The sequence below is a fragment of the Methanomassiliicoccales archaeon genome, from assembly GCA_038740345.1.
Lineage (GTDB): Archaea > Thermoplasmatota > Thermoplasmata > Methanomassiliicoccales > UBA472 > JAJRAN01.
On record JAVYMA010000011.1, the window covers coordinates 47,584 to 62,195 of the forward strand.

The window sequence follows — 14,612 nt, forward strand, 5'->3', positions numbered from 1 at the left end:
GGAGCAATGGTGAGAGGTCGTCTCTAAGGTGATTGGACCGGAGGCTAAGGCTCGATAAGCCTCTTTACCTCCTCCACATCAGCCTTAGCTCTGAGCACTTCTCCTGCATGCTTGATGACTGTATCAGGGTCTTTGAGCAGGTTTCCAGTGCATACACAGACCACTCTCTCCTCCCTAGAGATCAGTCCTTCATGACGCAACCTGATCACCCCTGCTATCGAGGCCGCCGAGGCTGGCTCTACCCCGATGCCTTCTTTTTTGCCCAGGAGCTTTTGGGCTTGGATTATCTCTTCATCAGTCACGTCCGTGGCTATGCCGCCGCTTTCATAAATGGCCGTGAGTGCTTTCTTCCCTGAGGCGGGATTGCCTATGCGGATGGCAGTGGCTAAGGTCTCAGGCTGCTCCACGGCCATGAAATCGCGTTTGCCAGCGCGGAAGGCCTGAGCTATAGGATTGGAACCCACGGCCTGCACACCTATGAGCCTGGGCATCTTGTCAATCCATCCTAGCTCCATCCACTCCCTCAAGCCTTTATATATCGCCCAGATGTTGGCAGCATTCCCCACAGGCACCACGATATCATCTGGCACATCAAAGTCCAACTGATCGATTATCTCGAAGGCCAGGGTCTTTTGGCCTTCGGGCCTGAAGGGATTTATGGAGTTAAGAAGGTATAAATGGCCCCTATGCGCCAGCTCCCTGACCACATTGAGCGCTTCGTCGAAGTTGCCCTCCACCGATATGACTTTAGCGCCATAGAACATGGCCTGCGCCAATTTTCCCAATGCCACCTTGCCTGAGGGTAAGAGAACCACGCACCCCAATCCAGCCTTGGCAGCATAGGCTGCAAGTGAGGCCGAGGTGTTGCCAGTGGAGGCGCATCCAACCGTCCGGCATCCGAGCTGCAGGGCTTTGGTGACTCCTACCGTCATCCCTCTATCTTTGAAGGAGCCCGTGGGATTAGCGCCTTCGTACTTTACTCTAAGGCTGCGTATGTCGACCTCCTTGGCCAGGGCGAGGCAGTCGTAGAGCGGCGTCCCTCCCTCTTGGATGGACACCGCCATTGCCTCTGGGACGGGTAGGAAGGGGGCATACCTCCACACTCCCAGTGGACGGCTCCTCAATCTCTCGCATCTCAGCTCCCTGAGCGCTTCCATATCCCATTCCACATTCAGCAGACCGCCGCACCTGGGACAGGAGTCAAGCCTTTCATCCTCTACCTCAAGGCTACAGTCGAAGCACCGGACCATGTATTTCAATTCCTCCACCTCCTGCTTCCTCGGCCCCAGGTGGTCACCCATGTACTACACCCTATCCCCTTCTGCAGATATACCTCTCTAACGGCCCGTGCTATGGCCTCGCCATTGACCTCCTCTCTATCGAAGAATGAGGCCACGCAGGGTCCTGAGCCTCCCAGGAATGAGGCTTTCGCCCCCGCTCTCAAGGCGGCTTCCTCAGCCTCTTTCAGATATGGGACCAAAGGGGCTCTAGCCGGCTCGACCACCTTGTCTCGCAGGCTACGCGCGATGAGTTCCATATCCCTCATGGCCATGCCCACGGCCAGGGCGGATGCATGGCCCACCTGAAAGACCATGCTCTTTAAGGGCACGCTCTGAGGCACCTTCTCCCTGGCCTCCTTGGTTGGGACCTGGACGTCGGGCAGAGCGGCGACGATTCCCAAGGACGATGGGGGTTTGACCCTGATGACATCTAAAGGCTCATACGAGCGGACTATGGTGAATCCACCCAGTAAAGAAGGAGCCACGTTATCCGCATGGAAGCTGCCCGATGAGGCTTCCTCGCCGCAGGCGGCGCAGGCTATCAACTGAATATCGCTTAACGGTTCTTGCAGGAGCAGATTGACGGCGTATGCCCCTCCGGCCGCGGAAGCCCCCGATGAGCCCATGCCACTGCAGGGCCTCACTCCCTTTCTTATCACCAGGTCCACCCCGAAATCGGCTCCAGCCGTCTCTAGCACTCTGGCGGCTGCCACGGCCGCGGTGTTGCGCTTGGGATCGAGTGTGACTGGCCGACCGGTAGCCCATTCCACCTTTCGTACCCTGACTCCTTTATCCTTGCGCTTCTCTGCCGTCACTAAATCGAAAGGCTCTTTCAAGGCTAGCCCGAAAACGTCGAAGCCTGGTCCCACGTTGGCGATGCTAGCGGGCGCCATAACCGTTACCTTTTCCATGGGCATGCTGGCCTATCTCCCTCTGCTGTGGCGCCTCAGACAACGGTCGGCTCTGATAAACCTTTCGTCATCATGCGCAACTGAGATTACTGGCAAGCATCAAATATACGCTTGTCCATGCCTCGAGGCGATATGAGCGATTACACTGTCATAGGCGCTCGGATAGAGTCTGGTACCACCTCCGAGATCCTTTCTCGCCTGCGCTCATTCCCTTTAGGAAGAGTATTGGCGTTGGATGCAAACATGGTATGCGGAAAGGAGCATCTGGACACGGCTATTGAGCATGCATTCCGCGCTTTTAGGCAAAATGCCAATTGTGCCAATGACCTATTGATGGAGATCATGCTTTATGCCTCTGGCGAGAGGCAGATATCCAAAGCGCAAGAGAAGATGTCCCTGAAGGAAGGAGGCGCAGAGATCGCCTTGGTGGTGATAGGCGCAGACCCCTTGGAGGTAGTCAGGATGTTAAAGTTAAGGAGAGATGATGAAGTGCTGCTATGTGACGAGACCAAACTCAAGCGCTTTGGCATCTCCCCTAAAGAGATAGGGGCTGTGCCTCGTGACAAGGCGCTTGACCTGGTGCTGGAGAAGGTGGCCTTCGTAGATGTACTGAAACATTGAGGCTAGGGCTTGGATATTGAAGAGAGAAATCAGGACCAAAGACTTATGTCATTGTTGCTGGATATTCTTCGGTTCAGCGATGGTCAAGAGGATGGAATGCCTGCGATTCGGAGCTGAGGGTCATTGAGCGGGGATCTCCTGAAGCAGATCCAGCTCACTAGACAGCTGGAGCAGAAGACGAAAGAGGCGGCAAAGAACCGCAAGGAAGCTGAGGAGCGCCTGGCCGAGGCCGAGAGAGCGGTAGCTTCGCTGAAATCCTACGATACCCGCTCTGTAGCGGTTGAGAAAACCTTGGAGGAGGCCAACCAGTCCTTCCAACAGAAGGACTACAAGATGACTCTCTCGCTGGCAGAGAGATGCATAAAGGGGGTAGAAGAGGCAAAGAAGGATAAGATAGCATCCATCATCAACTCCTCTGAAACGCTGCTGGCTCTATTCGAGGATAAGCGCAAAGGGGAAGAGGTGAGCGGTTCACTCCGCACCGCAAAAGATCTGCTTGGACAGGGGAAATTAGAAGAGGCTTTGGCCCGGGCCAGAGAGTCATGGGATGCGAGTGAGCGCTTGGCTAACTCCCTTCTGGCGGACATGTTCTCCACCGCCCAATCACAGGTGCTCATAGCTGAGCGCCTTAAGCTGGACATGAGTGGACAAAGGCAGATGCTGGCTCACGCGCGACAATGCCTGGATGCCAATGACTTCGGGGGGTGTGTGGCTCAATTACGCAACTGCATGAGCATGACCGCTACCGCTTTGCAAAATCACCTCGCATCCAGGATGGAGGCCATGGCCAGTGCCGAGCAACAAGCCCTTCAATTGGGAGTGGATTTCTCCAGGCCGCGAGAGACTCTGGCAAAAACTAAAGCATATGCTGAGAAAGGGGATTTTGAGCACGCCTTCAGCACCTTAGGCATCGCGGAGAGCGAGGTGCGGTCCTTGATCTCCAATGGGTTGCTGAATCGCTTCGAGCAGCTGAAGGAACGGGCGGAAACCTTGAGAGCGATGGGAATGGAGGTCGAGCAGCTGCTGGGTATCATTTCCCAGGGAAGGGAGATGGCCCTCAATGATAGGAATGCCGAAGGGCTGGAGTGGTGGAATGCCGCGGAAAAGCTGGCCCGTTCCATGGAAACGGAGAAACTGGTGGAGCTCGTCTCTCGTCTGCGCGGGCGCCTGCTTATAGCCAAGAGGACGAATTCGAATCTGACCGAGGTATTGGATGCCTTGGCTAAGGCCCGCAGCACTCTAAATCAGGGTGATTTTCGCTCTGCCGTATCTCAGGTGCAAAAGGCCGAGGAAAAGTTGGAGAAATTGCTTGAAGGATATCGCGAGATGGAGTCAGAGCTGACCCGCACCAGGTCCCTGATGACCGCTGCCATCGATCTCAGGTTAAATATAACTGAGGCCAAGAGCAAGGTGGATTCCTCGCGCCTATCAGCCTTGAGGAGAGATTTCTCCTCTGCCATAAAACAGCTGAAAGAAGCGCAGGAGATAATCCATCAGGCCATACAGGCTCATATCGGCCAGGATATAATGAAGGCTGAGATGCGGGTGACCTCTGCCCTCAAGATAGGAGCTGAGGTGTCGGAGGAATCGGCCTTGCTCGAAGACATCATCGCACGCGCCAAAGCCGGGCGCTATGCAGGCCTTCGGGAAGAGTTGGATGAGTGCATGCAAAAGGTGGAGGCCAAGATGCGGGTCGTAGCGGAGAGAACGGTCAGCGAAGCCCGCAGCCTGCTCGAGACATATGAAGGACCGATAGACATAACCCCGCACCGCAGGTCCCTTCAGATGGCCGCTGAGGCATTGAAAGAGGGACAGGCATTACGCGCCTATGAGCTGGCCAACAGCGCGATGGCTATGGTGAAGAGGGACGAGAACGATGCTTTGCAGAGGAGGCTTGATGAGGCCAGGCACCTGCTATCCATAACCAAGGATATGGGATGCGAGAGCTCGACGCTAAATGATAAGCTACAAAGGGCCGAGGAATTGCGAAACGGCGGGAAGGTGGGGGAGGGGTTGCGGCTGGCGGCTGAGGTAGTGCAGTTCGCCCGTAGCATCGTCAAGGATGAGGTCACGCGTCAGCTGGCTCAAATAACCAGGGGGATAAGCTCTGCAAGAAGGAACGGCATAGAAGTGCTACCCGCGGAGCGTCTGGCGGAGGAGTCTTCTCGGGCCCTCATCAGCGGGGACCTGCTCAAAGGCTATTCCCTCATGAAGGAAGCTTCCTCGACCTTGGAACGGTTGAAGGCGGTACACGCCCGCATTTATGAGCGCATCGTGGAAATTGGGAGCCTGCTGAAAGTGGCTGAGGCTCACCAACTAGATGCCACCTCGCATATGGAGATGCTGACCAAGGCCAAGAAGCTATTCGAGGCAGGAAGGTATGAGGAAGCCTTACCGGCGATAGCCAAGACCTTCGTGGAGACGGAGAAGTTGGTCGCGCCTTTCCTCGCTCCCCAGAAAGCTCAAGAAGCTCAGGGCATCATCGATATCGCAAAGCGGCTGGGTTATGAGATGTCAGCTCCCCAAAAGCGCCTGGAACAGGCCAAAAAGATGATCGAGCGACAGGAGTACGCCCAGGCTATGATATCCGTGCGAGAGGTGGAGAAGACGGTCAACTCGGTACTCAGCAAAGGCCTAGAGAGGGAGCTGAATGACATTAAAGAAAAGCTGTTGAAGACTCAGTCCACGGGAACGGATGTCAGTGGCCCGCTATTGATGACGAATAAAGCAGAATCCCTGATGAGAGAGGGAAGGCTGCAAGATGCGCTTCGGGCCTTGGAGCTGGCCAAGGGTGAATTGGACCAGGGATTGATCATCAGCAAGAAGGCGGAGATGGCCATTCAAAAGGCTCAGGCCCTCATAGATGAGGCGAAGTCACTGGGGGTATCGGTAGAAGCTGCAGCTGACTTGCTGCGTCAGGCCTTCAACTACCAGAAGCTGGGACGCCAAGGCATCGCCCATGAGCTGGCCAAGAAGGCAGGAGATCAAGCGGCGGCAGGAGCGGCAGAGGCTCTGCGCAAACGAATTGGAGAAGCGGAGGAGAAATACCAGCTAAAAGGCCTGCAAGGTGTCGATCTAGAAGCCCTCCTACGCAATAGAGAGGAGATGGAAAAGAGGATTGAGGCGCAAAGGATAAGCGAGGCCGCAGCGCAAGTGACCATGTTGGAGAAGGAGCTAGAGAGGCTTTTACTGCAGAAGGAGGCTGCGGCGCAGGCTTTGCACCTGGCCGGGGATAATCTCAGCAGAGCTAGAGAGAAGGGGCTTAAGCTAGAAGAAGAGGAGCGAACCTTTTCCCTCGCCCAGCAGCGCTTTGCAGAGGGAGCCTTTAAGGAAGCTCAAACCCTGGCGAGGAAATGCGGGGAGGAGGTAAAGACAAAGGAGGACGTTTATTGCAGAAGAATGACTGAGCTGAAAGCCCTGGAAGAAGAGCTAGCGCGATTGGAGGGAGAGCATGCGTTCCCCCATCTTAGGGCTTTGACGGAGGAGGCGAGGAAAAGCCTGGAGGCCATGGACTTCGAGGCCGCTAGCCTTCACCTGCACCGAGGGAGGCAAGCGATCAGCGAAGCGCTCGAAGCGATAAAGGCGGAGAGGCTCAGGAGCTTGGAGAACCTGTGCATGGTGGCGGAGGACCTCATGCTCAACCGCAATTCCATCCCTAAGGCAGTCAAGGATGTGCTGCAGCTGCGCGGCTCAGGCGGCTCCCTTGACCCGGAGAAGTTGAGAGAAGCACTGCAGGCCATGAACGAGGTCATGCTCAAAAAACTGTCCGCGAGGATCGAAGCGGTGCAGGAGAGCATTGAAGAGGCGCGGGCCCAAGGCGTCGATGTCACCGCCTCCTCGGAGCTCTTGACCAAGGCTTCTAGCATGCTTTCCGAGAACAAATGGAAAGGTGCGGCCAATTGCATACTGGAAGCAGAGCGCGCCATAGGGGTCCAGGTTGAGGAGCAGCGTCGATACGTAGAAACCCGCATGAAAGTGGAAGCGCGAGTGGAGAACGCTCGACGCAACGGTCTGGACATGGCTGAGGTCGTAGCCCTATACCGTCAAGCGGAAAGCGTCAGAGCGAAGGACCATGCTTTGGCCATGGAGCTCATGGATAAGGCGCTGGCGCTGGCCGAGAAGGAGGCGGAGGAGTTCCTTCCTGACATCGAGGTCTCCCTCCACTTCCATGAGCCGCTGCGGGCGGGCGAATGGTCCAAAGCTGTGCTGGAGCTGAGCAACCAAGCCAAGGCCATGGCCCGCGAGGTGGAAATACATATCGGTGGGGATATGGAGATGCGAGGATTCTCTGCCCTACCCAAATTGAGAGGGGGGGAAAGGGTACGAATTGAGGTGGAGGTGCGCCCCTCCGTGGCGGGAAAAGCTCGCGTGGACTTAAGCCTGGAGTGTCGGCCCGTGCTCTCCAATGACAAGGTAGGGTATGACACCGAGTTCGAGGTCGAGGTTTAATTAGGCGCGATGGAAATGGCTGACCTTCTGAACCTCGTGTATCAATGAACCGTCCAGGATCTTTCTCCTTATCCTCTCGATATCCTGCGACAAGGGCCTGTCCTCTTCTAACGCCGGCACCTCAGAGCGTATGAGATTATATGCTGCGGCTACGCCCCTGCCAGGTGCGAACTTGGCGAACTCTAGTCCTTGGGCGGCGCACAGCAGCTCGATGGCGATTATGCGCTCCGTATTATGCACCATGTCCATGAGCCTCAGGGCACCTACCGCTCCCATGGAATTGTAGTCCTCTTGATTGGCCGAGGTAGGCAGGGAATCAGCGCTAGAGGGGAAGCATCTGCCTTTGGATTCGGAAACCAGGGAAGCGGCGGTGTACTGAGCTATCATCATCCCCGAACCCAAGCCCTTCTCCTTAGTGAGAAAGTGCGGCAGGTGGGAAAGCTTACCGTCCACAAGCCGGGCGATACGGCGCTCGGCAAAAGCGCCGATGACGTGCACCGCCAAGGCCATGTGGTCTATGGGAAGGGCTATGGGCATGCCATGGAAATTGCCTCCTGACACTATTTCCCCATCCTCCATGACCAAGGGGTTATCGTTAGCGCTGTTCATCTCCACTTCTATGGCGCGCTTGGCATATAGTAGCGCATCGAGGCAGGCTCCTAGGACTTGTGGGGCGCACCTTAGAGTGTAGGCGTCCTGCACCTCATGAGGCACGTGAGCGTGCGATTTGAGTATCTCGCTGCCCTCTAGCAGAGAGCGCATATTGGAGGCTACGAAGCTCGCCCCAAAGTGGGGCCTGGCCTGGAAAAGGCGGGGATCGAAGGAGCGCGCCGTCCCCTTCAGCGCTTCCAGGCTCATGCAAGCCGCCACCTGCGCCGCATCCAGGGCGCGAAGGGCCCGGGCGAGAGAGAGTCCTGCCAAAGCGGTCATCATCTGCGTCCCGTTGATGAGCGCCAGGCCCTCTTTGGCCTCCAGGCATATAGGAAGGAGGCCAGCGGCTCTTAGTGCATCCTCCCCTCTTACCCTCTTCCCCTGATAAAAGGCCTCCCCTTCCCCTATCATCACCAAGGCGATGTGCGCCAAAGGAGCGAGATCCCCACTCGAGCCCACGGACCCTTTAGCCGGGACGACAGGATGCACTCTGGCATTAAGCATATCGAGCAGGAGACGAACCACTTCCAGCCGGATGCCTGAATGCCCTGTGGCGAAGGCATTGGCGCGAAGCAGCATCATGCCCCTCACCACCTCTTCTGGCAATGGGTCGCCCACTCCGCAGGCCGAGCTGCGCACTAGGTTGATCTGCAGTCGCGCTATATCCGCTTCAGGTATGAGGACGTTGCGCAGCTCGCCCACCCCAGTATTGAGTCCGTAGACGACCCGACCGCGCTCTAAGACCTTTTTTACCATCTTGCGCGATTCGATTATGCGCTTTTCCGTCTCCTTGTCCATGAAAGCCTGGGCTGCTCCTTTGGCCACAGCCTCAAGGTCCTCTATGCATAGGCTCTTCCCATCCACCTGCACCCTCATCCACCACACCCAGATGAAGTATGCGAAGCCAGGCTAGAAAATATTGTTGGTTACCGCTATATAGAAGCCTGGAAGCTATTCCAGGAGACGAGGTTTTTAGCTGCAGCAGAGCTTCGCCATCAATTCCTCTCAGGCTGACGACTTCTTAGTCTCCTCAGGATACCTAGAGATGATCAGGCCGCACAGGAATGAACTTGTAGCCATAGTTGATGACACCAGACGGGCCGTCCTCGCCTAGCCTTCTGAGGGTCGCTCGCACCCTCATCCCTATATGCACTTCCTTTGGCTCTACATCTATGATCTGGGAGGTCAGCATCACACCCTCATCCATCCTCACCATGGCCACCACATAAGGTTTGTGTATCTCGAACTGACGCGGCGCGTCATGCACCACGGCGAAGGAAAAAACCTCTCCCTCGCCCTTGAGATTGAAGCATTCCATCTTGCCGATGGATTTACGATGGCACACACCGCAAATCGCCCGCGGTGGGAAGAAGACTTTCCCGCAGTTGCCACAGCGGACGGCCTTAAGATTGTAGCGTGAAGGGTTTTCCCGCCAGAATCTCGCAATAGCCATCATGCCACCTCCAAGAGACTCACTACCACGGTCGCCCCTGTGCCCCCTGCATTCTGCGCCAGTCCCAAGGTGGCATCGGGCACTTGACGGCGACCCGCCTGCCCTCGCAGCTGCTGCACCAGCTCCACTATCTGAGCCACCCCCGTGGCCCCGAAGGGGAAGCCCCTGGCCTTAAGCCCTCCAGAAGTATTCACAGCCACTTTCCCTCCCAGCGAGGTCTCGCCTTCCATCGTAGCCTTACCTCCCATGCCCTTGGGGAAGAAACCAAGGTCCTCGATGGCCAGTATCTCAGCGATGGTGAAATTGTCGTGCACCTCCGCTACTTGCACCTGATCTGGAGTGCGCTGCGCCTGGCGGAAGGCTCTCTCCGCGGCCAGTTGGGTCGCGCGGAAGGAGGTGATGGTGGGGCGAGAATGCAGCGCCAAGGTATCCGAGGCCTGCGCTGAGGCCAGCACCCGAATGGGCTTGGAGGTGTAGCTGCGCGCCATGTCCATAGGGCAGAGGACGACCGCAGCCGCGCCGTCAGACAAGGGAGCGCAGTCGAAGAGCCCCAAAGGCTCAGCCACGGGTGGAGACTTGAGCACAGTGGCGAGATCTATCTCCCGCTGGAATTGAGCATTGGGATTGAGAGCACCATGCTTATGATTCTTGACCGCCACCTGGGCGATCTGCTCTCGTGTGGTGCCATACTCATGCATATGGCGCCGGGCTATCATGGCGAAGAGCGATGCCAAAGTGGCTCCGAAGACCACCTCCCACTGCTGGTCAGCAGCGGAGGATTGGATCTCCGTGGCCATTACGTCCCCCACATCGGTCATCTTCTCTGCCCCTCCCACTACCACGATATCATGCACCCCCGAAGCCACCGCCATATACCCTTGGCGGAAGGCCAAGCCTCCTGAGGCTCCCGCGGCCTCGATGCGCGTGGCCGGGATATGATCCCTTGCCAGACCTGAATAGTCGGCGATCAGCGCCGCCACATGCTCCTGTTCTATGAATCGCCCTGCCGACATGTTTCCCACGTACAGGGCGTCTATCTCTTCCGCCGCCAGCTTGGCGTCGGCCACGGCGGCTAGCCCTGCCTGCATGCCCAAGTCGCGGAAGGACAGGTCCCACAGCTCCCCGAATTTTGTCTCCCCGATGCCGATGATAGCCACATCCCTCATGGAGCTTCCTCCTTCACCCTTATCTTGCCGCGGAATTTAGCATAGGTGGCATAATCGATGAATTTCTTGTTTTGGACGAATTGCGACACCAAGGGAGCTGCGGAACGGTTGAAGCGGGTTATGTTCTCCGTCACGGTTATATCGAAACCGTCCGCACCAGCCCCCGAGCCATAAGCGACGACGAACACCCGATCTCCAGGCTGAGCCACATCCAGCACTGCGGAGAGACCCAGAGGTACAGCGCCAGAATAAGTGTTCCCTATATGCGGTGTGAGAAGTCCTGTCTCTATCTGTTTATCTGTGAACCCCAACATCTTGGCCACCCTTTGCGGGAACTTGCCGTTGGGCTGATGGAAGACCGCGAATTGATAATCGGAGGGTTTGGAATTGGTGCGCTGCAGCACCAGCTTAGCCGCCGAAGTGACGTGCTTAAAGTAAGCAGGCTCTCCCGTGAACCTGCCTCCATGCGAAGGGTAATCCTGTCCCTCCCGCCTCCAGAAGTCAGGGGTATCGGTGGTGAAGGAGCTGGTATGGTTGATAACGGCGATTATATCCTTAGAACCGATGAGGAACGCTGCCCCTCCCGCTGAGGCAGAGTACTCCAAAGGGTCGCCGGGGGCTCCCTGAGAGGTGTCGGCACCGATGGCCACGGCATACTCCACCATGCCCGCTCCCACCAACCCCATACAAGTCTGGATGGCCGCTGTCCCAGCCTTGCAGGCGAACTCATAATCGGCCACTGTCATCTCTGGAGAGCAGCCAATGGCCTCGGCCACGATCGTACCTGAGGGCTTAACCGCATAAGGGTGGGATTCGGAGCCGGTGTAGAGAGCGCCTATCTTCTTAGGATCCACCTGAGGTACCCGGCGCATCATGTTGCGAGCGGCCTCTACCGCAATGGTGACCACATCCTCATCAGGCGCCGGGACCGATTTCGCGTGTATCATCAGGCCCTTTGACATGGCCTCTCCATCCGAGCCCCAGACGCGCCCTATCTCCTGAGGCGTTATCCTATATTTGGGGACATAAGCACCATAGCTAACTATGCCTACCTCCATTTTTCATCCTACTCCATATGCTCTAAGGTCTCCACCAAAACGGGCAGGGAAAGGTCAGTGCGCACCAGGGGCAACCCCTCGAGAGTGGCGAGCCTTATTGCCAGCTCATCCACGTGCTCAGGCCGGTGGTACACCACCATAGCCGGCTTGAGAGGGTGCGCCCTGATGGCTATCATGGGAGAGCGTCCGAAGCGCACACCCGTGAATATCAAGGCGCGTTCGCTGCTCCAACCGTAGATCTTGAGATAATCCATCGACCCCAGGGAGGTTATGGCCTTCATGGAGTCGATGATAGTGTAGCCATGAATGTCGCGCTGCAGGGTCACCTGCTTGGCAAGATTGGTGCCCGCGATGGCCTCCACGAAACGCGAGGCGGGCATGGAGTGCGCGAACTCCTTAATGCTGATGATGCAATCGCTCCTCTCCCCTAGGGAATAGCGACTCTGCACCTTTCCCCCATTAGCGGTGTCGATGTCCAACAGTCCATCCACTATGCGGCGAACAATAGCTATACCAGGGGACCTGCGCCTTCCTGACTCGTAATCGCTGATGACCGAGGGGGAAACGCCAAGCTGCCTTGCCAGCTCCTGTTGTGAGACGCCAAACTCCTCTCGCCATTTGCGAATGGTCTTCCCTGCATCCGAGGAAAGCGTGATCTCACCAGCTATCTTCTCCCTGAGCTGTTCCCGCATGCGTGGCCGAGAAATTATGCCATATTTATAATTGTCGAATATCCCCTACGACTAAAGGCGATGGGGGACTGGAACGATTTCGAGAACGTACACTAGTCAGAGCATGACGAAACAATGAGACGATAAGCCTAGGGCCACCGGATTTGACTTAAATATCATAGGCAAATAATGTTAAATCAATGCCGCTAGGACAAGTGCATCAGGACCTTAACCTGAGAGAGATGGAACGGGTATTCCAGGACCGGAAGGAAGCGGGCAGGGAGCTGGCAGAGGCCCTGATGTCATACTCGGCCTCGAATGCAGTGGTCTTCGCTATACCCTCAGGAGGCCTCCCTGTGGCCGCAGAGGTCAGCCGCCTATTGGGTCTCAAGTTGGAGGTGTTGGTGGTGCGCAAGTTGCAGTTACCTCAAGACCCTGAAGCAGGTTTCGGGGCCGTAGGACCTGAGGGTATAATCGTGCTCAACGAATACCTCATCAGTGTCAATCGCCTCTCTCATTTCATAATCGAGGAACAGGCAGCCAAGGCGAGAAGGAGTTTAAGGTTCAGAGAAGAGTTATTTCGCGATAACGCACCTTACCCCGACATGAAGGATAGGACGGCTATAATCGTGGATGATGAATTGGCCTCAGGATTCACCATGCTCGCGGCGGTGCAATTCATGCGCAAGAAGGGTGCTAAAAGGATAGTGGTGGCGGTGCCGACCGGCTCAGAGAGGGCGGTGGAGATGGTCTCTGAAAGTGCGGACGAGGTGTATTGCCTGAACATACGCAGCACCCCTTTATTTTCGGTGGCTGCAGCGTATCAGAATTGGTATGACATCAGCGAGGAGGAAGCCTTGGCCATTCTGAAGGCTAGGGTTTGAGGCGCTGAATCAGCGGCCCTGAATGCTAAAATTAATGAGCGAGCGCCCAACTGGATAGAACGCAGACCGATGATAATAGGTTTTTATATCCCAAATCGTTTAGCTGCCACATTCCCGAAGGGTCTGTGGGGTAGCTTGGTCCATCCTTTTAGGTTCGGGACCTAGAGACTCCGGTTCAAATCCGGACAGACCCACCAACAAAAAAACAGGTTAGCTTCTTGAAAATAGGCGTATTTTTGAGATTTCTTCCCCTTAACTAATAAATTTGGTCCTAACCTTGAATTGTTAATCCTTGTGGCAAATAGCCAAGAGATTAAGTAAGTCCACACCGTTATTCTTCTTAGGTCCATATTTCAATCAATCACACCGACAGATATTTTATACTGGGGTCACTTTCCTATGAAAAAAGGACTACATACATATGACACTCATTAATCATATAAATTCGATAATCAGCGGTTTATCATCCAAAGGGGAGCGTTAGACAATGCAGGAAGACGTCGGTAGCCGAGCTCTGGGGAAAAAGGAAGAGCCGATATCGGAGGTCTCTGGGAAACGTTCTCGAGAGGTTGTGAAGGAGGGGAAGGGAGTCATGATTGTGCTCACAGCCTCGGAGATCGAGATGAGCGACTTCAATCTGAACCCTTTCTTGGCCTTCGCTGGAGGATTCCCTAATTCGATCGTGAGCAGAAAACTGTATCCGCCACTTCCGTGCAATCCTGATGGTTCTGCCAGATTCGCTCCGTACGGTCTAAGGAAGGTGGAGACTTTGCTGGCTGATAGATTCGGAGAAGAGAATGTAGTGGTCACACCTCCTTCCAATCTTCATTTGTTCATTGGTCCTGCTACCAAGATAATAGGGATATCCACCATGGATCCTCTAGGCACTGGGTTCGTCAGCAGAACGTATTCTAGCCTACTTGGCTTGACGGGCAAGCCCGCTACTTTGGCGGAATTCGAGAAGCTGGTCAAGAACCCTTCTATCGTTAATAGTGAGGCAAAGTTGGTGGTCGGTGGTGCAGGGGCATGGCAGATTTCAGAGGCGGGGCTGCAGGAATCGTTAGGGATTGATTCTATCCTCATAGGACAGTCCGAGAGCTCACTGGTTGAGATCTTCGAGAAAGCGCTGAACGGAGAAATGATGCCCCAATCAATGGTCATGGACAGTCCCAGTATAGAGGATATACCATTGATCAAAAACCCCTCATTATATGGTGTGGTGGAGATCACCCGAGGATGCGGGAGAGGATGCGCCTTCTGCTCTCCCACCGCGAGACAAAGAATCTCCATTCCTCATGAACGTGTACTCAAGGAAGTGGAGTTGAATGCCAAGGCGGGGAGCAGAATGATCATGCTCCAGACCGACGATGTCTTCTTGTATCAAGCGCAAGAACATTTCTTGCCCAATAAGGAAGCCATCGTCAAATTGATAAAAGCAGTAGACAAGGTTGAGGGGGTTGAATTCATC

11 protein-coding genes and 1 tRNA gene are annotated in these 14,612 nt (G+C 55.6%); 5 read left to right on the forward strand and 7 right to left on the reverse strand.

What is annotated here, in order from left to right; translation table 11 throughout:
- Positions 1-44 precede the first annotated feature (44 nt).
- Entirely contained in the window at positions 45-1,301 is a 1,257-nt protein-coding gene (thrC, locus tag QW520_05185; GenBank protein MEM0449198.1) for a threonine synthase, read from the reverse strand.
- Complete coding sequence (locus QW520_05190) at positions 1,256-2,197, reverse strand: homoserine kinase (protein ID MEM0449199.1); 942 nt, start codon at positions 2,195-2,197, stop codon at positions 1,256-1,258. The genes thrC and QW520_05190 overlap by 46 nt, the downstream gene beginning before the upstream one ends.
- A 111-nt stretch (positions 2,198-2,308) precedes the next feature.
- Between QW520_05190 and cgi121 the strand changes: the two genes are divergently transcribed.
- Positions 2,309-2,812, forward strand: coding sequence for a KEOPS complex subunit Cgi121 (cgi121, locus tag QW520_05195; protein MEM0449200.1), 504 nt, complete (start codon positions 2,309-2,311; stop codon positions 2,810-2,812).
- Positions 2,813-2,935: 123 nt separating this feature from the next.
- Positions 2,936-7,261, forward strand: a complete 4,326-nt coding sequence (locus tag QW520_05200) for a hypothetical protein (GenBank protein MEM0449201.1) — start codon at positions 2,936-2,938, stop codon at positions 7,259-7,261.
- Here QW520_05200 and hutH read toward each other — a convergent pair whose 3' ends face one another.
- The 5 genes from hutH to QW520_05225 all read right to left on the reverse strand — a co-directional run bounded on the left by hutH (position 7,262) and on the right by QW520_05225 (position 12,281).
- Positions 7,262-8,788: a histidine ammonia-lyase gene (hutH, locus tag QW520_05205; protein ID MEM0449202.1), complete on the reverse strand. Its 1,527-nt coding sequence runs from the start codon at positions 8,786-8,788 to the stop codon at positions 7,262-7,264. It lies immediately after the preceding gene.
- A 163-nt stretch (positions 8,789-8,951) separates the two neighbouring features.
- Entirely contained in the window at positions 8,952-9,368 is a 417-nt protein-coding gene (locus QW520_05210) for a Zn-ribbon domain-containing OB-fold protein (GenBank protein MEM0449203.1), read from the reverse strand.
- The gene (locus QW520_05215; protein MEM0449204.1) at positions 9,365-10,531 is read right to left on the reverse strand and encodes a thiolase domain-containing protein; all 1,167 of its coding nucleotides are present in this window, start codon (positions 10,529-10,531) and stop codon (positions 9,365-9,367) included. The genes QW520_05210 and QW520_05215 overlap by 4 nt, the downstream gene beginning before the upstream one ends.
- Positions 10,528-11,589: a hydroxymethylglutaryl-CoA synthase gene (locus tag QW520_05220; GenBank protein ID MEM0449205.1), complete on the reverse strand. Its 1,062-nt coding sequence runs from the start codon at positions 11,587-11,589 to the stop codon at positions 10,528-10,530. The genes QW520_05215 and QW520_05220 overlap by 4 nt, the downstream gene beginning before the upstream one ends.
- A gap of 8 nt (positions 11,590-11,597) precedes the next feature.
- On the reverse strand, positions 11,598-12,281 hold the full coding sequence (locus QW520_05225; protein ID MEM0449206.1) for a helix-turn-helix domain-containing protein: 684 nt from the start codon (positions 12,279-12,281) through the stop codon (positions 11,598-11,600).
- Between the two features lie 179 nt (positions 12,282-12,460).
- Between QW520_05225 and QW520_05230 the strand changes: the two genes are divergently transcribed.
- The 3 genes from QW520_05230 to QW520_05240 form a co-directional block, all read left to right on the forward strand.
- Positions 12,461-13,144: a phosphoribosyltransferase family protein gene (locus QW520_05230; protein MEM0449207.1), complete on the forward strand. Its 684-nt coding sequence runs from the start codon at positions 12,461-12,463 to the stop codon at positions 13,142-13,144.
- A gap of 119 nt (positions 13,145-13,263) precedes the next feature.
- Positions 13,264-13,341, forward strand: a tRNA-Pro gene (locus QW520_05235).
- A 290-nt stretch (positions 13,342-13,631) separates the two neighbouring features.
- Positions 13,632-14,612, forward strand: a 981-nt coding sequence (locus QW520_05240) for a hypothetical protein (GenBank protein MEM0449208.1), incomplete at its 3' end; no start/stop codon positions are given.

Coding starts and splice junctions, on each gene's coding strand:
- hutH (MEM0449202.1), bottom strand. CDS start 8,788: ATGAGGGTGCAGGTGGATGGGAAGAGCCTATGCATAGAGGACCTTGAG.
- QW520_05220 (MEM0449205.1), bottom strand. CDS start 11,589: ATGGAGGTAGGCATAGTTAGCTATGGTGCTTATGTCCCCAAATATAGG.
- QW520_05225 (MEM0449206.1), bottom strand. CDS start 12,281: ATGCGGGAACAGCTCAGGGAGAAGATAGCTGGTGAGATCACGCTTTCC.
- QW520_05230 (MEM0449207.1), top strand. CDS start 12,461: ATGCCGCTAGGACAAGTGCATCAGGACCTTAACCTGAGAGAGATGGAA.
- QW520_05190 (MEM0449199.1), bottom strand. CDS start 2,197: ATGCCCATGGAAAAGGTAACGGTTATGGCGCCCGCTAGCATCGCCAAC.
- QW520_05215 (MEM0449204.1), bottom strand. CDS start 10,531: ATGAGGGATGTGGCTATCATCGGCATCGGGGAGACAAAATTCGGGGAG.
- thrC (MEM0449198.1), bottom strand. CDS start 1,301: ATGGGTGACCACCTGGGGCCGAGGAAGCAGGAGGTGGAGGAATTGAAA.
- cgi121 (MEM0449200.1), top strand. CDS start 2,309: ATGCCTCGAGGCGATATGAGCGATTACACTGTCATAGGCGCTCGGATA.
- QW520_05210 (MEM0449203.1), bottom strand. CDS start 9,368: ATGATGGCTATTGCGAGATTCTGGCGGGAAAACCCTTCACGCTACAAT.